This window comes from Streptomyces sp. NPDC091282 (assembly GCF_044757385.1).
In the GTDB taxonomy this organism is placed as follows: Bacteria; Actinomycetota; Actinomycetes; order Streptomycetales; family Streptomycetaceae; genus Streptomyces; species Streptomyces gramineus.
Genome location: NZ_JBIVUX010000007.1, coordinates 261,903 through 279,018 on the forward strand (window position 1 = coordinate 261,903; position 17,116 = coordinate 279,018).

15 protein-coding genes are annotated in these 17,116 nt (G+C 75.1%); 6 read left to right on the top strand and 9 right to left on the bottom strand.

Translation table 11 applies throughout. The annotated features are described in order from the left end of the window. The first annotated feature begins 237 nt into the window (after positions 1–237). Positions 238–612 (top strand): DUF1844 domain-containing protein, encoded by a 375-nt coding sequence (locus ACIQOE_RS30775; RefSeq protein ID WP_351320351.1) that lies wholly within the window; start codon positions 238–240, stop codon positions 610–612. Between the two features lie 3 nt (positions 613–615). Here ACIQOE_RS30775 and ACIQOE_RS30780 read toward each other — a convergent pair whose 3' ends face one another. Beyond that, a complete protein-coding gene (locus ACIQOE_RS30780; protein ID WP_351320353.1) occupies positions 616–1,347 on the bottom strand; it encodes an SseB family protein in 732 nt (243 codons plus the stop codon). A gap of 150 nt (positions 1,348–1,497) precedes the next feature. Between ACIQOE_RS30780 and ACIQOE_RS30785 the strand changes: the two genes are divergently transcribed. Continuing rightward, a complete protein-coding gene (locus ACIQOE_RS30785) occupies positions 1,498–2,499 on the top strand; it encodes a serine hydrolase (protein WP_401414912.1) in 1,002 nt (333 codons plus the stop codon). Between the two features lie 38 nt (positions 2,500–2,537). Here the strand turns inward: ACIQOE_RS30785 and mycP are convergent, their stop codons facing one another. Together mycP and ACIQOE_RS30795 are read right to left on the bottom strand one after the other, a co-directional pair. Beyond that, the gene (gene mycP, locus ACIQOE_RS30790; protein ID WP_401414914.1) at positions 2,538–3,701 is read right to left on the bottom strand and encodes a type VII secretion-associated serine protease mycosin; all 1,164 of its coding nucleotides are present in this window, start codon (positions 3,699–3,701) and stop codon (positions 2,538–2,540) included. Then, a complete protein-coding gene (locus ACIQOE_RS30795; protein ID WP_401414916.1) occupies positions 3,698–5,755 on the bottom strand; it encodes a hypothetical protein in 2,058 nt (685 codons plus the stop codon). The genes mycP and ACIQOE_RS30795 overlap by 4 nt, the downstream gene beginning before the upstream one ends. Positions 5,756–6,017: 262 nt before the next feature. Between ACIQOE_RS30795 and ACIQOE_RS30800 the strand changes: the two genes are divergently transcribed. After that, on the top strand, positions 6,018–7,220 hold the full coding sequence (locus tag ACIQOE_RS30800; RefSeq protein ID WP_401414918.1) for an amino acid deaminase/aldolase: 1,203 nt from the start codon (positions 6,018–6,020) through the stop codon (positions 7,218–7,220). Between the two features lie 48 nt (positions 7,221–7,268). Here the strand turns inward: ACIQOE_RS30800 and ACIQOE_RS30805 are convergent, their stop codons facing one another. The 3 genes from ACIQOE_RS30805 to ACIQOE_RS30815 are packed head-to-tail and all read right to left on the bottom strand — an operon-like array spanning position 7,269 to position 10,803. After that, positions 7,269–8,060, bottom strand: coding sequence for a 3-oxoacyl-ACP reductase (locus ACIQOE_RS30805; RefSeq protein WP_351320362.1), 792 nt, complete (start codon positions 8,058–8,060; stop codon positions 7,269–7,271). After that, positions 8,057–9,436 (bottom strand): aldehyde dehydrogenase family protein, encoded by a 1,380-nt coding sequence (locus ACIQOE_RS30810; protein ID WP_401414920.1) that lies wholly within the window; start codon positions 9,434–9,436, stop codon positions 8,057–8,059. Before ACIQOE_RS30810 ends, ACIQOE_RS30805 begins: the two co-directional genes overlap by 4 nt. 8 nt (positions 9,437–9,444) lie before the next feature. Further along, a complete protein-coding gene (locus ACIQOE_RS30815; protein WP_351320366.1) occupies positions 9,445–10,803 on the bottom strand; it encodes a glutamine synthetase family protein in 1,359 nt (452 codons plus the stop codon). Between the two features lie 95 nt (positions 10,804–10,898). On the opposite strand from ACIQOE_RS30815, the gene ACIQOE_RS30820 reads away from it, so the two are divergent. Continuing rightward, the gene (locus ACIQOE_RS30820) at positions 10,899–11,633 is read left to right on the top strand and encodes an FCD domain-containing protein (RefSeq protein ID WP_351320368.1); all 735 of its coding nucleotides are present in this window, start codon (positions 10,899–10,901) and stop codon (positions 11,631–11,633) included. Positions 11,634–11,728: 95 nt separating this feature from the next. Further along, positions 11,729–12,415: a gamma-glutamyl-gamma-aminobutyrate hydrolase family protein gene (locus ACIQOE_RS30825; protein ID WP_401414923.1), complete on the top strand. Its 687-nt coding sequence runs from the start codon at positions 11,729–11,731 to the stop codon at positions 12,413–12,415. Between the two features lie 497 nt (positions 12,416–12,912). Here ACIQOE_RS30825 and ACIQOE_RS30830 read toward each other — a convergent pair whose 3' ends face one another. Next, complete coding sequence (locus tag ACIQOE_RS30830) at positions 12,913–13,842, bottom strand: LysR family transcriptional regulator (protein ID WP_351320372.1); 930 nt, start codon at positions 13,840–13,842, stop codon at positions 12,913–12,915. A gap of 70 nt (positions 13,843–13,912) precedes the next feature. Between ACIQOE_RS30830 and ACIQOE_RS30835 the strand changes: the two genes are divergently transcribed. Then, positions 13,913–15,031, top strand: coding sequence for a TDT family transporter (locus ACIQOE_RS30835; protein ID WP_401414925.1), 1,119 nt, complete (start codon positions 13,913–13,915; stop codon positions 15,029–15,031). Here ACIQOE_RS30835 and ACIQOE_RS30840 read toward each other — a convergent pair. Both ACIQOE_RS30840 and ACIQOE_RS30845 read right to left on the bottom strand, forming a co-directional pair. Beyond that, positions 14,943–15,659, bottom strand: coding sequence for a helical backbone metal receptor (locus ACIQOE_RS30840; RefSeq protein ID WP_399013012.1), 717 nt, complete (start codon positions 15,657–15,659; stop codon positions 14,943–14,945). The two genes, ACIQOE_RS30835 and ACIQOE_RS30840, sit on opposite strands and share 89 nt — an antisense overlap. Next, positions 15,659–16,228 (bottom strand): XRE family transcriptional regulator, encoded by a 570-nt coding sequence (locus ACIQOE_RS30845; RefSeq protein WP_351320378.1) that lies wholly within the window; start codon positions 16,226–16,228, stop codon positions 15,659–15,661. The genes ACIQOE_RS30840 and ACIQOE_RS30845 overlap by 1 nt, the downstream gene beginning before the upstream one ends. Positions 16,229–17,116: the final 888 nt, after the last annotated feature.

Here is a 17,116-nt window from a genome sequence, read left to right on the forward strand (position 1 = left end):
CGGACGGAGCGCCGTCGCCGAAAAGGCGAAGCGACCGTCTGACCGGTGACCCGCCGCCCTAAAGGGCGGTCAGGTGGGAGTTCGAAGCCTCCACTTGTGGGCCGGGTGGGTGAGCCGCTAGGCATACCTCTCCGGCCGGTCGTCACACAAGGTTAGCAGCAAAGCCGGGAGAGGACCAATCGGGACGTCCTGGGGCCAGGTCGGAGCCCCGGCCCCGCTGCGCCTATCGTGTGCGTCATGAGTGAGACGCCCCTTCCCGGTGCCGGTGACGCCGGCCAGCCCGACTTCGACGAGATGACCCGCGACATCGCCGAGGTCCCCGCGGTCGAGGTGATCGTGACCGTCGCCGTCAACCTGATGAGCGCCGCGGCCGTGAAGCTCGGTCTGACCGAGGAGGGCGACAAGTACAAGGACCTGGACGAGGCCCGCAAGCTGGTCAGCGCCCTCGCCGGCCTCCTCGACGCGTCCGCCACCGAGATCAGCTCCTTCCACGCGGCCCCGCTGCGCGACGGCCTGAAGTCGCTCCAGCTGGCCTTCCGCGAGGCCTCGCTCGTCCCGGACGAGCCCGGCCAGGGGCCCGGTGAGAAGTACACCGGGCCGATCTACGGCTAGCGGTCAGTTCCGCACGTACAAGGGCTCGCCCGGGGGCGTGGTCCCGGCCGGCAGCAGTGCCAGGTCGAGGCCGCCGACCAGGCGGGCCCGCAGTGTCTCGTCGGCGGCCAGCCGCTCGGCGACGGCCCGCGCGGTCTCGGCGGCCGGCGCGGTCTCGTCCAGGACCAGGGCCAGGGTGCCGTCGGCCCGGCCCGGTCCGAGGTGGGCACGGCGCACGGCGGGCTGGGCGGCCACCACCGTCCGGACGGCCTCGATCACGGCCGGGTCGGCCAGCGGGTCGGCCGTCGTACGCCCCTCCGCGAGCGCGAGCAGCACCGGTCCGGTCAGTTCGAACGGCACCGGCCCCGCGAGGTCCAGCACCACCGTGTCCGCCTTCTCGTGCGCGGCGGCCCGCAGCGCCTGGTGCAGCGGTACGGCGACGGGCCGCGCCGCCGGGTCCCAGCGGGCCAGCGACTCGGTGCAGGTGAACGCCGGCAGCGCGGTACGGGCGCCGGCCCGCAGGGTGGGGACCGCCATGTCGCTGGTCTTCTCGCGGCGCAGCCCGTTCTCGTCCTCCTCCACCTCGCCCAGGACGGCGACCACCGGGACGAGCAGCCGGGCGTCCTTCAGGGCCGCCAGGACCGGTCCCACCGCCGTGCGTTCCTCGGCCCAGGCGGCCAGGGCCGCGGCCAGCCGGGGGTCTGCGGAGCCGTCGTCGGCGGAGTAGCCGGAGTCGGGAATGTTCTTGTTCGCCACGGTCCCCGACCCTATCGGGGGGATGCTGCTGCGGTTGTGCGGCCCCCGAAACCGGCCCGACACCGTTTTCACGGGATTCTCAGACATCCCTGACCTGCTTCTAACCTCCGGCAAACGGACCGCACAGTCCGCGCCCCGAGCATCGCGGGCATGGAGTCCTCCAGAGCCACCCCAGGTTCCCGGCGGGGCGGCCGCCGTGCCCGGCCCCGGCGCCGGTTCCTGCTCCACGTCTGCCTCGCCACGGCCGCCGTCGTCGGCGCGACCGCGGTGGGCACCGTGTACGTGAAGGCGCACGCGGGCGACGGCGGCGCCGTATCCTCGGCCGGGTCGCCGGCGCCCTCCTCCACTCCCTCGGCACCGGCGGGCGGGGAGGCGTCGGTGGAACCCGTGACGGAACCGGTCGTGGACCGCAACGCCCTGCTGGACACGGCGATGAGGACGGTGACCGTGCCCTCGGGGGCGAAGGTGTCGGCGGCCGTCCTCGATCTGGACTCCGGTGACAGCGCGGTCCACGGCGACGGCGCGTTCGACACCGCGAGCATCGTCAAGGTCGACATCCTGGCGGCGCTGCTCCTGCGGGCGCAGGACGCCGGGCGGCGGCTGACGGCGGCGGAGAAGGCGTACGCCGTGAAGATGATCGAGGTCAGCGACAACGCGTCCGCGTCCGCGCTGTGGGACGTCATCGGCCGGGCGGCCGGTCTGGACGCGGCGAACCGGCGCTTCGGGCTGACCGGGACGGAGGGCGGCGAGGGGGCGCTGTGGGGGCTGACCCAGACCACGGCGGCGGACCAGCTCACCTTGCTCCGGCAGGTGTTCGGGGACGAGTCGAAGCTGAGCGAGGCCTCGCGGTCGTACCTGAGGGGCCTGATGGGGACGGTCGAGGCCGACCAGCGGTGGGGGGTCTCGGCCGCCGCCGACGGGTCGGGGTCGGCGCTGAAGAACGGCTGGCTGGCGCGGAGTTCGACGGGGCTGTGGGACGTCAACAGCATCGGCCGGGTGACCGCGGGCGGGACCGTGTACCTGGTCGCGGTGCTGTCCAAGGGGACGGTGAGCCAGGCGGCGGGGATCGCGCTGGTGGAGGCGGCGGCGAAGGCGGCGGTGGGATCGTTCGCGTGGGGCGGCACGTCCGCGTCCGCCTCGGACGCGCCGTAGGGGCAGGGGTACGGCCGCGGCCGGGTGAGGGCGTTCGGTCAGGTGATCCGGCGGCGGGTGCGCCACAGGACCACCGCCGCGACCAGGAGCACGCCGCCCGCACCGCCCGCCAGCGGGGCCGCCCAGTCCTTCGCGCTGGTCGCCGTCCCCCCGGTGTCCGGGCCCGGACCGAAGTACTTCCGGCCGTACGACGCCGACGTCAGGTCCTGCGTCCTCAGCCCCGCCGCGTCCTTGATCGCCGCCACCGGGTCGATCATGCCGAAGCCCCGGGAGTCGTCGCGGCCGCCGGACGGCGCGTCCCGGGCGGTGTCCTCCAGGAGTTTCTTGACCTGCGCCGGGGTGAGGCCGGGACGGGCGGCCTTGATCAGGGCCACCGCACCCGACACGAACGCCGAGGCGGCGCTCGTGCCCCAGCCCTCGTAGTACTTGTGGTCCGGGTCGGCGATGACGATGTCGACGCCGGGTGCGCTGACCGTGGCGTACCAGCGGCGGGTGGAGAAGGCGGCGCGGGTGCCGAACTTGTCCACCGCGGTGGCGGCGATGACGCCGGGATAGGCGGCCGGGTAGGAGATGTGGTCGCCCTTGTCGCCGCCGTTGCCGGCCGAGGCGACGACCACGACGTCCTTCTTCAGGGCGTACTGGATGGCCTCGTCCTCGCTGGGTTCGGGGTGCGCGGAGTCGGAGTCGTCGCCGAGGGAGAGGTTGATGACGTCGGCGCCGTGGTCGGCGGCCCAGCGGATGCCCTCGGCGAGGGCGTTGCCGCGGGTGGAGCGGGCCTTGCCGCGGGCGCTGTCGCCGTCCTCGAGGATGACCCGCACGGGCAGGATCCTGGCCTCGGGCGCGACGCCCATCACGCCTTCGCCGTTGCCGTATCCGTGGCCGTGACCGGCGATGATGCCGGCCATGGCGGTGCCGTGCCGGGCCCAGTCGCGCTGACCCTGCCGGGCACCGAAGCCGATCATGTCCTTGGCGGGCAGGACGTTGCCGGCCAGGTCGGGATGGTCGGCCTCGACGCCGGTGTCCAGGACGGCCACGGTGACGCCCTTGCCCTTGGTGGTCCGCCAGGCCTCGTCGAGGTGCAGCGCGGACAGGCCCCACTGCTGGGCGCGGATGCTGTCCGCGTAGGCCGTCGTGGACGGCAGCAGGGCGAGCGAGCCGGCGATCAGCAGGCTCAGCGCGGCCCCGGTCGCGCGACGCTTCATGAGGGCTTCTCCGTTGCCGTGCCCGCGGTGTTCTGCCGCAGTCGCCGTTCGATGCGGTCGGCCAGGCCCTGTGCCTCGTTGCCGAGGCCCGCCTGGGCGGCGGCCGTGGTGGCGCCGGACGCCTCCGCGTCGGCCGCGGACTGCGGGGTGTCGACGGTGCGGCCGTCGGCCCAGCCGGAGACGGCGTAGGCGACGACCGGGGCGTCGGTGAGCACGGAGATCGTCCAGGAGGCCCGCTGCCGCTTGCCGAACCGCTCGGCGGCGGTGCCCTTGGCGGCGTACGGGAGCGGCATCAGGTCGGTACGGCGGTCCAGGTGCTCGGCCTCGAACCGTTTGGCGAGGGCGGTCATCCCGGCCGGTTCGGCGTTGGTGAAGAGCAGCCCGACGGTCGTCACGTAGCTCTGGGTGGCGTCGGTGTAGGTGGCCCGGATCAGGCGGCGGCAGCCGACGGGGGCGAGTGCCTTGCGCAGCAGCGGGTCGAAGGCGCCGGCGCACCCGGTGGCCGGGGCGACGGCGATCCGGGTCCAGGTGCGGTCGGCGCCGCCGGGGCCGGCACCGGTGCCCTGGACGGTGGGCGGGAAGAGTTCGTCGACGGGCACGTCGTGCCAGAGTCCGGCGGCGGAGCCGAAGCTGGTGGCGGCGCTCACGGCGGTGTCGTCGTCGACGAGCCAACTGCCGGTCACCGCGCCGCCGATGAGTCCGAGCCCGAGCACCACGCAGGCGGCGGCAGCGGCGGTCCGGGGCGCCACCCGTCTGACCAAGGACCGCCCCCAGCCTCGCTCGTCGTACCCCTCGGGCTCGCCGAACGTCACAACGGGCCTGTTGCGGCCGGGAGTTCCCACGGCGGCGGTCCAGGACATCGCGGGGTCCGGCAGCGGGCCGCCGGTGGGCGGCGGGGTCACGGGGCGGGGCGGGAGCGGCGGGGACGCGGGCGCGGGAGGCTGCGCCGGGCGGGGCGGCGGCGCGGCCTGCGGAGGCGCGGCGGGGCGCGGCGGGGCTGTCGGCACCGGGAACGTCCGGTGGTGCGGGCTCCACGCGGCACCCGGTTCCGGGGTGCCGAGCGGGGCCGGGACGTCACGCGGCCCCTCGGGACGCCTGCCGCCGGGCATCGCGGAGGAGGCTCCGGCCGTGTCCGGGGAGGTCCGCGGTCCGTCGGCGGCACCGGGGGCGCGGCGCGGGGCGGGCGGTTCCGGGACGGACCCGGGCCGCCGGCCCGCCGCTCCGAGCCGGTAGGGCGGCCGGGACGGCGTGCCGCGGCCGCTCTCCCCGCCCAAGGACACCGGTTCTCCGACCCGGCGGGCTCCGCCGGACGCTCCGTGCGGCTCGGTACCGCGGTGCTGCGGGTCGAAGACGGACTTCGGCTCCGTACCGCGGTGCTGCGGGTCGAAGACGGACCTCGGCTCCGTACCGCGGTCCTGCGGGCCGACGGCGGGCTCGGGTTCCGTCCCGCGGTCCTCCCGTCCGGCGGGCGCGCGCGGTCCGGTCCGGTCGCTCCCCCGTCCGGGAGCGGCGGCGGGGGTGCCGCCGCCGTCCCGGCCGGACGGCGCGAACGGCTCGGCCCGGCGGTCCTCGCGTACCGGGGACGCGGCCGGCGCGGGCCGGTCGGGCCGGACGGCGGTGCCGGCGGGCGGGGTGTCGGGGAAACGGGCCGAGGCGGGAGGCGGGGGTGCGGTGGACGGGCCCTGCGGGGGGCGCAGGTCGGGGTGGCGGGGGCGGGTGATGCGCTCGGCGGGTGCCGGGCGGCCGGCCGGCCGCTCCTCCGTGCCCTGTTCGCCCTGCGCCACCGCACCGCCCCGACTCGTCCGGTCCTCACGTCCCAGCTGCGCACCGGACGGTCCCGGCGGCTGGTCCTGCCCGGTGGTGTCGGTGCTGTCCGTGGATACGTCGGACCGGTGCGCGCGGTTCACCCGGGTCGGCCGCTCGAAGAATCCCGGCCCGTCGGTCCGGCCGGTGACGTCGGTGCCGTCCGGTGCGCCGTCCTGGCCGTCCGCGGCGGGCGCGGGGCCGGACGAGGGGCGTCGCGGGACCGGGGCGTGCCGCGCTTCCGTGCTCATGCGCCCCCGTTTCCTCCTGCCCGGGCCGATTCCGCGTACGGGCCGGGCGGCTCCCCGGCACGGCGACTTCCGCTCCGGCCAGGCATACCCGCGCACACGGATCCACATCCCCGCGACGGTCGGGCGACCGGGGTCGTTCCGCCGTACGTGCGCGTCACTCTACGGGTTGCGCGAGGGCGGACGGGAACCAGTCCACGACCGCGGGGCATCTGCCCGTATCGTCCCCCTACCCTGCGGTAATCCTGTCTGGCAGGCTTCGTTCATGACTGCGCGCGCCGCTGACCGGGCCCGTTACGACCGGGCCACCGCCCACCTGGACGCCCCTCTCGCGATCGTCGATCTGGAAGCCTTCGACGCCAACGCGGACGATCTCGTGCGCCGGGCCGGCGGCAAGCCGGTACGGGTCGCGAGCAAGTCCGTCCGCTGCCGGCACCTGCTGGAACGGGTCCTGGCGAAGGACGGTTTCGCCGGGATCATGTCCTTCACGCTCGCGGAGTCCCTGTGGCTCGCGCGCTCCGGGTTCGACGACGTCCTGCTGGCGTATCCGTCCGCCGACCGGACCGGGTTCGCCGAACTGGCCGCCGATCCCAAGCTGGCCGCCGCCGTGACGGTGATGATCGACGACCCGGCGCACCTCGACCTGATCGACGCGGCCCGCGACGGCGGGCGCGAAGTGGTCCGGGTCTGCCTGGAGTTGGACACCTCGCTGAAGCTGTTCGGGGGCCGGGTGCGGGTCGGGGCCCGGCGGTCGCCGCTCCACTCCCCCGCCCAGCTCGCCGAGCTGGCGCGGACCGTGACCCGGCGGCCGGGCTTCCGGCTGGTCGGGATCATGGCGTACGAGGGGCATGTCGCCGGGGTCGGCGACAAGGTCGCCGGGCGGCCGCTGCGCTCCCGTGCGGTCCGCCTGATGCAGGCCACCGCCCGTCGTGAACTGGCCGAGCGGCGCGCGGCGGTGGTGCGGGCGGTCCGGGCGGTGGCGCCGGACCTGGAGTTCGTCAACGGCGGCGGCACCGGCAGCGTGCAGAGCACGGCGGCCGAGGACGCGGTCACCGAGATCGCGGCCGGGTCGGGACTGTACGTGCCGCGGCTCTTCGACAACTACACGTCGTTCACCGGCCGTCCGGCCGCGCTGTTCGGGATGCCGGTGGTCCGGCGGCCCGGTGTCGGCGTCGTGACCGTCCTCGGCGGCGGCTATCCGGCCTCGGGTGCCGCGGGGCCCGACCGGCTGCCGGTGCCGTACCTCCCGCAGGGGCTCTCGTACGACCCGCAGGAGGGGCCGGGCGAGGTGCAGACCCCGCTGCTGGGGTCCGCGGCGGACGATCTGCTGATCGGTGACAAGGTGTGGTTCCGGCACGCCAAGGCGGGTGAGCTGTGCGAGCGCTTCGCCGAGCTGCACCTGGTCGAGGGCGACCGGGTGACGGCGACCGTGCCGACGTACCGGGGCGAGGGCCACACCTTCCTCTGACCTGCGGGTCCCTCGGCGGTCCTGGACCGCCGAGGGACCCGGCGGCCGCTACAGCGGGGTCACGTACGCCCCGGAGATCCCGCCGTCGACCAGGAAGTCGCTGGCGTTGACGAACGAGGAGTCGTCGCTGGCCAGGAAGGCGACGGCGGCGGCGATCTCGTCGGCCTCGGCGAACCGGCCGAGCGGGATGTGGACCAGGCGGCGGGCGGCCCGCTCCGGGTCCTTGGCGAACAGCTCCTGCAGGAGCGGGGTGTTGACCGGTCCGGGGCACAGCGCGTTGACGCGGATGCCCTCGCGGGCGAACTGGACGCCCAGTTCCCGCGACATGGCCAGCACTCCGCCCTTGGACGCGGTGTAGGAGATCTGCGAGGTGGCGGCGCCCATCCGGGCCACGAAGGACGCGGTGTTGATGATGGAGCCCTTGCCCTGGCGCCGCATGTAGGGGATGGCGGCCTTGCAGCAGAGGTAGACGGAGGTGAGGTTGACCTCCTGGACGCGCTTCCAGGCCTCCAGGCCGGTCTCCAGGATGGAGTCGTCGTCGGGGGGCGAGATGCCGGCGTTGTTGAAGGCGACGTCGACGCTGCCGTAGGTGTCGAAGGCCGTCCTGAAGAGCGTCTCGACCTGTTCGGCGTCGGTGACGTCGACCTTCACGAAGATCCCGCCGACCTCCTCGGCGGCGGCCTTGCCGCGGGTTTCGTCGACGTCGCCGCAGACGACGTGGGCGCCCTCGGAGGCGAGCCGCCGTGCGGTGGCGAGACCGATTCCGCTGCCGGCTCCGGTGATGACGGCGGTACGGCCGACGAGTCGGCGGCAGACGGTCTCTTCGGTGGATGCGGTCACTGTGCGGGGCCCTCCGTGCTGATGAAGACGTTCTTGGTCTCGGTGAAGGCGGTGAGCGCGTCCGGGCCGAGTTCCCGGCCGATCCCCGACTGCTTGTAGCCGCCGAAGGGGGTCCAGTAGCGGACGCTGGAGTGGGAGTTGACGGACAGGTTGCCGGCCCTGACGGCCTGGGAGACGCGCAGCGCGCGGCCGACGTCCCGGGTCCACAGCGAGCCGGAGAGGCCGTAGTCGGTGTCGTTGGCCAGGCGGACCGCGTCGGCCTCGTCGTCGAAGGGGATGACGACGGCGACCGGGCCGAAGACCTCCTCGACGGCCACGCGGGCCCGGGGGTCGACGCCGGTCAGGACGGTCGGCGGGAACCAGAAGCCGGGGCCGTCGGGAGCCGTGCCCCGGATGCCGGGTGCCTCGGTCCCGACGTACGAACGGACGCGGTCCAGCTGGGACTTGGAGATCAGCGGGCCCATGTCGGTCTTCTCGTCGGCCGGGTCGCCGACGGTGACGGACGCGATCGCGGGGGCGAGGAGTTCCAGGAAGCGGTCGTGGACGGAGCGCTGGACGAGGACGCGGGTGCGGGCGCAGCAGTCCTGCCCGGAGTTGTCCAGGAAGGACATGGGGGCGGCGGCCGCTGCGGCCTCGATGTCGGCGTCGGCGAAGACGATGTTGGGGCTCTTGCCGCCGAGTTCGAGGGTCACGCGTTTCACCTGGTCGGCGCAGAGCGCCATGATGCGCTTGCCGACGCGGGTGGAGCCGGTGAACACGACCTTGGCGACGCCGGGGTGCCGGACCAGGGCCTCGCCCGCGATGTCGCCGCGGCCGGGCAGCACCTGGAAGAGGTGCTCGGGGAGGCCTGCCGCCAGGGCGAGTTCGGCGAGCCGGAGCGCGGTGAGGGGGGTGGTCTCGGCGGGTTTCAGGATCACCGCGTTGCCGGCCGCGAGGGCGGGTGCGGTGCCCCAGGCCGCGATCGGCATCGGGAAGTTCCAGGGCGCGATGACGGCGACGACCCCGAGGGGTTCGAGGAGGGTGATGTCGAGGCCGCCGGGGACCGGGATCTGGCGTCCCGTCAGCCGCTCCACGCCGCCGGCCGCGTAGTCGAGCAGGTCGCGGACGTTGCCCGCCTCCCAGCGGGCGTTGCCGATGGTGTGCCCGGCCTCCTTCACCTCCAGCTGGGCGAGTTCCTCGCGGTGTTCGTCGACGGTGACGGCGAACCGGCGCAGCAGCCGGGCCCGTTCGCCGGGCGCGAGCGCGGCCCACCGCCGCTGGGCCTCGGCACCCCGTCGTACGGCGGTGTCGACGTCCTCCGCCACGGCTCCGGGGACGGTCGCGATCACCTCCGCCGTGGCCGGGTCGAGGACGTCGAGTGCGTACTGGTGCGACAAGTGGGGCCTCACATGCGTTCGAAGGAGCGGCGCAGCTCCCAGTCGGTCACCGCGGCGTCGAAGGCGGCCAGCTCGACGCGGGCCATGTTGCGGTAGTGGGCGACGACCTCGTCGCCGAAGGCGGCCTGGGCGATGGGGCTGTTCTCCCACAGCTCGGCGGCCTCCCGGAGCGTGGTCGGGACGTGCGCGAAGTCGGCGGCGTAGGCGTTGCCGGGGCAGGGTTCGGGGAGTTCGAGCTTGTGCTCGACGCCGTACAGGCCGGCCGCGACCAGGCCGGCGACGGCGAGGTGCGGGTTGACGTCGCCGCCGGGCAGCCGGTTCTCGAACCGCAGCGAGCGGCCGTGGCCGACGACCCGCAGGGCGCAGGTGCGGTTGTCGTGGCCCCAGGCGACCGCGGTCGGTGCGAAGGAGCCCGGCTGGAACCGCTTGTAGCTGTTGATGTTGGGCGCGTACAGGAGCGAGAAGTCCCGCAGGGCGGCCAGCTGTCCGGCGAGGAAGTGCCGCATCAGCTCGGACATGCCGTCCTCGGCGGCGAAGGAGTTGGCGCCGTCCGCGTCCGCCAGCGACAGGTGGATGTGGCAGGAGTTGCCCTCCCGCTCGTTGTACTTGGCCATGAAGGTGAGGGAGACGCCCTCCTGGGCGGCGATCTCCTTGGCGCCGGTCTTGTAGATCGCGTGCTGGTCGCAGGTGACCAGCGCCTCGTCGTAGCGGAAGGCGATCTCGTGCTGGCCCGGGTTGCACTCGCCCTTGGCGGACTCGACGGTCAGTCCTGCGCCCGCCATGTCGTTCCGGATCCGGCGGAGCAGCGGCTCGATCCGGCCGGTCCCGAGCACCGAGTAGTCGATGTTGTACTGGTTGGCCGGGGTCAGTCCGCGGTAGTTCGCGTCCCAGGCGGCCTCGTAGGTGTCCTTGAACACGATGAACTCCAGCTCCGTACCGACCTGTGCGGTGCAGCCGAGTTCGGCGAGGCGTTCCAGCTGGCGGCGGAGGATCTGCCGGGGCGCGGCGACGACCGGGGTGCCGTCGTTCCAGGCGAGGTCGGCGATGAGCATCGCGGTGCCCGCGTTCCAGGGCACGCGGCGGAGGGTGGCGAGGTCGGGGTGCATGGCGAAGTCGCCGTAGCCGCGGTCCCAGGAGGACATGGCGTAGCCCTCGACGGTGTTCATCTCGGTGTCGACGGCGAGCAGGTAGTTGCAGCCCTCGGTGCCGTGGCGCAGGACCTCGTCGAGGAAGAAGCGGGCGGCGAACCGCTTTCCCTGCAATCGCCCTTGCATGTCGGGGAAGGCCAGGACGACAGTGTCGATCTCGCCGCCGGCGACGAGGGTGTGCAGTTCCTCGACGCTGAGCGGGGGTGTGCGGTCTGCCACGGGAGGACTCCTTGGGCTACAACGCGCTGCTTCGGCCGGGCCGGGAGTTCTAAGGTATTGGTGAGAACCATTGCTTGGGAAGGGGGCACGGCCCTATGTCGCCGGATGCGGACGGCACCCTCGACGACCCGTTGACGCCGGTCCTGCGGCCGGTACGGGCGGGCAACGGCTTCGAGGAGGCGCTGGAGCAGATCCTCCAGGTCGTCCGGCTGGGCCTGGTCCCGGGCGGGGGCCGGCTGCCGGCCGAGCGGGAGCTGGCGGACCGGCTCGGGATCAGCCGGGTCACGCTGCGCGAGGTGCTGAAGGTGCTCCAGGACCAGGGGCTGGTGGAGTCGCGGCGCGGACGGTACGGCGGCACGTTCGTGCTGGCGCGCGCCGACGCGGGCGGCGAGGACGAGCTGCGGCGCCGGATCGCCGAGGTCGACATCGAGGACGTGCTGCGCTTCCGCGAGGTCCTGGAGGTGGGCGCGGCCGGGCTGTGCTCGGCGCACGGCCTGTCGCCGGAGCAGGCGGACCGGCTGCGCGACGCGCTGGCCCGCACCCACGAGGCGCCGCTCGCGCACTACCGGCGCCTGGACACGCTGCTCCACCTCACGATCGCCGAGCTGTGCGGCTCGCCGTCGCTGACCGCCCAGTACGCGGCCGTGCGGGCGACCGTCAACGACCTCCTGGACTGCATCCCGCTGCTGGTGCGCAACCTGGAGCACTCGCAGCGCCAGCACACCGCCCTGGTCGAGGCCGTCCTGGACGGCGACGCGGACGGCGCCCGGGAGATGATGCGCGAGCACTGCGCGGGGACGGCGGCGCTGCTGCGGGGGTTCCTGGCCTGAGCGCCGGGCCGCCCGGCACGACCGCCGACCGGTGCACCCCGGCCGCGTGCGCGTATAAAGGTGTGCGGGAGCACCTTTACGACCGGGGAGGGTCCATGGCCGGACGGCCGCTGATCGGCGTGAGCACCTATCTGGAGGCCGGCACCCGCTGGGGCGTCTGGGAGCTGGAGGCGGCGCTGCTGCCGGCCGGCTACCCGCGTCTGGTCCAGCGGGCGGGCGGTCTGGCCGCGCTGCTGCCGCCGGACGACCCGCGGCACGCGACGGCGGCGGTGGCCCGGCTGGACGGCCTGGTGATCGCCGGCGGCCCGGACGTGGAGCCGGTCCGCTACGGCGCCGCGCCCGACCCCCGCACCGGCCGTCCCGCCCGCGAGCGGGACGCCTGGGAGCTGGCCCTGATCGACGCGGCGCTGGCGGCGGGCACACCGCTGCTCGGCATCTGCCGGGGCATGCAGCTGCTGAACGTGGCCCTGGGCGGCACGCTCGTCCAGCACGTCGACGGCCACGCCGAGGTGCCCGGCGTCTTCGGGCACCACGGGGTGAAGCCGGTTCCCGGCACCCGGTACGCGGCCACCGTCCCGGAGGAGACCGCCGTCCCCACCTTCCACCACCAGGCGGTCGACCGCCTGGGCACCGGGCTGCTGCCTTCGGCACACGCGGCGGACGGCACGGTCGAGGCGATCGAGCTGCCCGAGGACCGGGGCTGGGTCCTCGGCGTCCAGTGGCACCCGGAGATGGGCGAGGACCTGCGGGTGATGCGGGCCCTGATCACAGCCGCGTCCTGACCCGTCCGACGCCGGGCCTCCCTCGGCTGTGGGCCAGGGCGAGGAGGCCGCGGCCGGTCCGCCGGTGGGCCTCGCTCAGCCGCGAGTCAGGGCGAGGAGACCGCGGGCGGTCCACCGGGCGCCGGGCCTCCCGCAGCCGCGGGCCAGGGCGAGAAGGCCGCGGCCGGTCCGCCGGTGGGCCTCGCTCAGCCGCGAGTCAGGGCGAGGAGACCGCGGGCGGTCCACCGGGCGCCGGGCCTCCCGCAGCCGCGAGCCAGGGCGAGAAGGCCGCGGGCCAGGGGGGAAGGCCGCGGACGGTCCCTCCGCGCGCCGGGCCTCGTTCAGCCGCGGGTCAGGGCGAGGAGGTCGCGGGCCGGTCCCGCCGGACGGCACCCCTCCCCCAGCCGCGAGCCAGGGCGAGAAGGCCGCAAGCCAATCCCACCGGGCGCCGGGCCTCCCCCAGCCACGGGCCAGGGGGAGAAGGCCGAGGACGGTCCCCTCCGGGCGCCGGGCCTCGTTCAGCCGCGGGTCAGGGTGAGGAGGTCGCGGGCCGGTCCTGCTGGGCGGTGGCCTGTCGGCCAGACCGCCCGCAGGTCGCGGCGGAGCGCGACGCCCTCCACCGGGACGCTCACCAGGCGGCGCATCGCCAGCTCCTCGCCCACCGCCAGTTCGCTCAGGACCGCCGGGCCGGCGCCGCTGACCGCCGCCGCCTTCACCGCCGTCGTCGAGGACAGCTCGATCAGCGGCCGGGCCAGGCCGCCCAGCGCCGCGTCGAGGACCTGCCGGGTCCCCGAGCCGCGCTCGCGCAGGATCAGCGGGGTGGCCGCCAGCTCCTGGGCCGCCACCCGGCGCCCGCGGCGGGCCCACGGATGGGCCGGGGCCGCCACCACGATCAGACGGTCGTGGGCGATCACCGTCGAGTCCAGGCCCTGCGGAACCGTCAGCCCCTCCACGAAGCCCAGGTCCGCCTCGTCCCTGAGCAGCCGCTCGGCCACGGCCGCGGAGTTGCCGGCGAGCAGCGAGACCGCCGTACCGGGTCGCTGGGCCCGCAGCGCGAGCAGCCAGCCGGGCAGCAGGTACTCGGCGATGGTCATGCTCGCCGCCACCCGCAGCCGCGAGTCCCGCCGGTCCCGCAGCGCCTGCGCCCCCACGTCGAAGGCCTCCGCCGCCTCCACCACCCGGCGCGCCCAGTCGGTCACCAGCGCGCCCGCGTCGGTGAGCCGCGAGCCGCGCGGGGAGCGGTCGACGAGGGCCACGCCCAGCTGCCGTTCCATCGAGCGGATCCGGCTGCTCGCCGCCGGCTGGGTGATGCCGACCTCGCGGGCCGCGGCTCCGAGGCTGCCCAGCCGGGCCACCGCCAGCAGCAGTTCCAGCGCGCCGAGGTCCGGCACGCGGTGCGCCAGCGTCCCGCCCGCCGCCCGGTCCCCCGTCCCGTCCGTCTCGCTCATAAGACCAGCTTATGTCCTCATAGAGAGGGACTCCCTGGTCGAAGGTGCGCGGCCGCGGGACCGTGGAGGCATGATCACCGCAGTCCGGCATCTCGGCCCCAACTGGTACGCCTCCGTCATGGGCACCGCCGCCCTCGCCCTGGGCGGCGCGGCCGTCGCCGGCGACGGCGGGCGCGAGCTGTTCACCGCCGTCTGGGCGCTGTCCCTGCTGCAGCTCCTGGCGCTGCTCGCCGCCCGTGCCCTGCACTGGATCCACCACCGCGACCAGGCCCTCGCCCACCTCGCCGACCCGGCGTTCGCCCCGTTCTACGGCTGCCTCGCCATGGCCCTGCTCGCGGTCGGCGGCGGTGCCCTCGTCCTCGGGCGGGACTGGATCGGCGAGCCGGCGGCGGTGGCCCTGGACGCGGTGCTGTTCACCGCCGGTACGGCCGTGGGGCTCGCGGCCGCCGTCGCCGTGCCCTACCTGCTGGCCGTACGGCACCGGGCCGAGCCCGGTCAGGCCAGCCCGGCGTGGCTGCTGCCGCTGGTCGCGCCGATGGTGTCGGCCGCGCTCGGACCGAAGCTGGTGCCGCACCTGCCGCCGGGCCAGCCGCGCGCGACCCTGCTCTACGGCTGCTTCGCGCTCTTCGGGCTGAGCCTGCTGGCGACGCTCCTGATGCTGACGCTCGTCTTCGCCCGCCTGGTGACCTGCGGTCCGCTGCCGCTCGCGCTGACCCCCACGGTCTTCCTGGTGCTGGGCCCGCTCGGGCAGTCCACGACCGCCGTCGGTGCCTTCGCGGACCTCGCGCCCGGCGTGGTGCCGGCCCCGTACGCCGCCGGGTTCGGCCTCCTCGCCGTCCTCTACGGCGTTCCGGTCATGGGCTTCGCGCTGCTGTGGCTGGCGCTGGCCCTCGCGCACGTGGTCCGGGCCCGGCGCCAGGGCATGGGGTTCGCCATGACGTGGTGGGCGTTCACCTTCCCGGTGGGGACCTGCGTCACGGGCGCCGCCGCGCTGGGCCGGCACACCGGGCTCGCGGTGTACGACGGGCTGGCGGCGGTGCTGTACGCCCTGCTCGTCGCCGGCTGGCTGGCGGCCGCCGCCGGGACGATACGCGGACTGCTCAGCGGGCGGCTGCTCGCAGCGCCCGGTCCAGCACCCGCGGCGCCTCGGCCAGTGACGGTCCGTACCACGTCAGGTGCCGTCCGCTGACCAGCGCGCAGGGCAGGCCCGGGAACGCCTCGGGGCCGTCGGCGGCGGTGAAGCGATAGGGCTCGTCCGGGAGGACGACCAGGCCGGGCCGGGCCGCGTTCAGCTCCTCGACGGGGACGCGCGGGTACCGCTCGGAGTGGGCCGCGTACAGGTTCCCGACGCCCAGCCGCCTCAGGACGTCCCCCGCGAAGGTGTCCCGGCCGAGGACCATCCAGGGCCGCCGCCAGATCGGCACGACCGCGCGCGTACGGGGCTCGGGCACCGGCGCCGACCAGGCCTCCTCGGCCTCGTCCAGCCAGCGCGGGCGGGTGCGCGCCCCGCACGCGGTCAGCAGCCTGTCCAGCTCGCCGAAGGCCTGCGTCACCTCCCGCACCTCGGTGACCAGCACCTGCGCCCCGGCCGTCCGCAGCGCGTCGAGGTCGGGGGCGCGGTTCTCCTCCTCGTTGGCGATCACCAGGTCGGGAGCGAGGCCGAGGATCCGTTCGAGCCGGGGGTTCTTGGTGCCGCCGATGCGGGCGACGGACAGATCGGCCGGACGGGTGCACCAGTCGGTGGCCCCGACGACGACTCCGGGCAGCGTTTCCGCGACCGCCTCGGTCAGCGAGGGCACCAGGGAGACGACGCGCATCAGCGGGGTCGGTCCTGGACCGCCTCGATGTGCTCGGCCACCGCCACCACGATCACCCGGGTGTCCGGTACCGTCGCCCGCCACCGGTGGCGGACCCCGCCGGTGAGGTAGAGCGTGTCGCCGCGGCCCAGGCGGTAGGCGCGGCCCTCGGCCTCGACCTCCACCGCGCCGTCGGCGACGTACATCAACTCGTCGTTGCGGTGCTGGAATTCGCGGCCGGCGTCGTGGTCGCCGGTGAACTCCGAGGCGTGCAGCTGGTGGTGGCCGCGCACCAGGGAGCGCACCGATCGCGCGAAGTCCGGTTCGGTGGCGTCGGCGCGGACGACGTCCACGCTGCACGCCGGGTCGGCGGCGGCGAGGAGTTCGACGGCCGTGGTGCGCAGGGCGTCGGCCACCTTCTCCAGCGAGGTGCGGCTGGGCCGGGCCCGGTCGTTCTCGATCTGGCTCAGGAAGGGCACCGACAGGCCGCTGCGCTCGGCCACGACGGCGAGGGTGAGCTCCAGCGCGCGGCGGCGCCGCCGGACTGCCGCGCCCACCCGCACGGGCTGCTGGTCTTTGTGGTCGCCCATCGCTCCGGCTCCCTCCTTCGCTCGTCGGTCCGTCCACCGGGGGCCCCGCTTCGGCCGGGCTCCCTCTGTCGGGTTGTCTGCACCCTACGCATGTTCGGCAAACCGTTTCAGGCGGGCGTCACATCCCCGTCACGTCGGGTGAGCGCGACCCTCACAGTTCGCGCCAGTGCGCGCGCCCGCCGGGCATGCTCTCCGCCCGCCGGACGAAGACGCTGGCCAGGAGGGCCCGCGAGGTCGCCCGGGGCGGTGAGCGCGGTGGCCGACCGGTCGGCGAGGGCGCGGCCGCCGCCGGGTGTGCGCGGGGCGTTCCGGTCGGCCCGGCCGGAACGGGGTCGTGGACGCGGGGCGACCAGCTGCCGAAGTCGTCACGCAGGCGCTGGCCCTCGATCGGGACGAGGGGGCGCCCGATGGGTTCAATGCGCGAGCGGCCCCCGATGTTCCCCACGGCGTCCCGGGGCCGGGCCGTCCTGCTCGGGGCGCTGATCTGCGAACGCCTTCCGGAGGGTGAAGTCCCGCAGGCCGGGGCGGAGTTGGCGGCCGGCGGCCCGGCGGGCGCGATGGGGGGCGGCGGGTCACGCGGTGCCGCCACGGACCCCGGCGGGGTCCCGGGCGCCCTCGGCCCGGCGGGACGGCGTGCGGGGCGCACCGCACGCCCGGCCGAGCGCTCCGGCCGGTTCGGCGGCGAGGCTTGGGTAATGCCTTAGCGCTATGTGGTTGGCCGGATCCTTTTCGTAGGCGGGGACCCGTCCGGGGAGCGGCGGCCCGGTTCCGGGGCCGCGGCGGCTTCGCCGGGTGCGCGCGGACCGGCGGAGGCGGCGACGGCCGAGCGGCAGGCGCCTCGGCGGGACGGCCGCCGCCGCGCGCCCCGGGCCGGGATCCTCCCGGCGG

Bases quoted from the DNA above. Each gene is read 5' to 3' on its own strand.
- ACIQOE_RS30845 (WP_351320378.1), bottom strand. From the start codon at position 16,228: ATGGGCGACCACAAAGACCAGCAGCCCGTGCGGGTGGGCGCGGCAGTC.
- ACIQOE_RS30840 (WP_399013012.1), bottom strand. From the start codon at position 15,659: ATGCGCGTCGTCTCCCTGGTGCCCTCGCTGACCGAGGCGGTCGCGGAA.
- ACIQOE_RS30820 (WP_351320368.1), top strand. From the start codon at position 10,899: ATGTCGCCGGATGCGGACGGCACCCTCGACGACCCGTTGACGCCGGTC.
- ACIQOE_RS30785 (WP_401414912.1), top strand. From the start codon at position 1,498: ATGGAGTCCTCCAGAGCCACCCCAGGTTCCCGGCGGGGCGGCCGCCGT.
- ACIQOE_RS30835 (WP_401414925.1), top strand. From the start codon at position 13,913: ATGATCACCGCAGTCCGGCATCTCGGCCCCAACTGGTACGCCTCCGTC.
- ACIQOE_RS30775 (WP_351320351.1), top strand. From the start codon at position 238: ATGAGTGAGACGCCCCTTCCCGGTGCCGGTGACGCCGGCCAGCCCGAC.
- ACIQOE_RS30825 (WP_401414923.1), top strand. From the start codon at position 11,729: ATGGCCGGACGGCCGCTGATCGGCGTGAGCACCTATCTGGAGGCCGGC.
- mycP (WP_401414914.1), bottom strand. From the start codon at position 3,701: ATGAAGCGTCGCGCGACCGGGGCCGCGCTGAGCCTGCTGATCGCCGGC.
- ACIQOE_RS30795 (WP_401414916.1), bottom strand. From the start codon at position 5,755: ATGAGCACGGAAGCGCGGCACGCCCCGGTCCCGCGACGCCCCTCGTCC.
- ACIQOE_RS30800 (WP_401414918.1), top strand. From the start codon at position 6,018: ATGACTGCGCGCGCCGCTGACCGGGCCCGTTACGACCGGGCCACCGCC.
- ACIQOE_RS30830 (WP_351320372.1), bottom strand. From the start codon at position 13,842: ATGAGCGAGACGGACGGGACGGGGGACCGGGCGGCGGGCGGGACGCTG.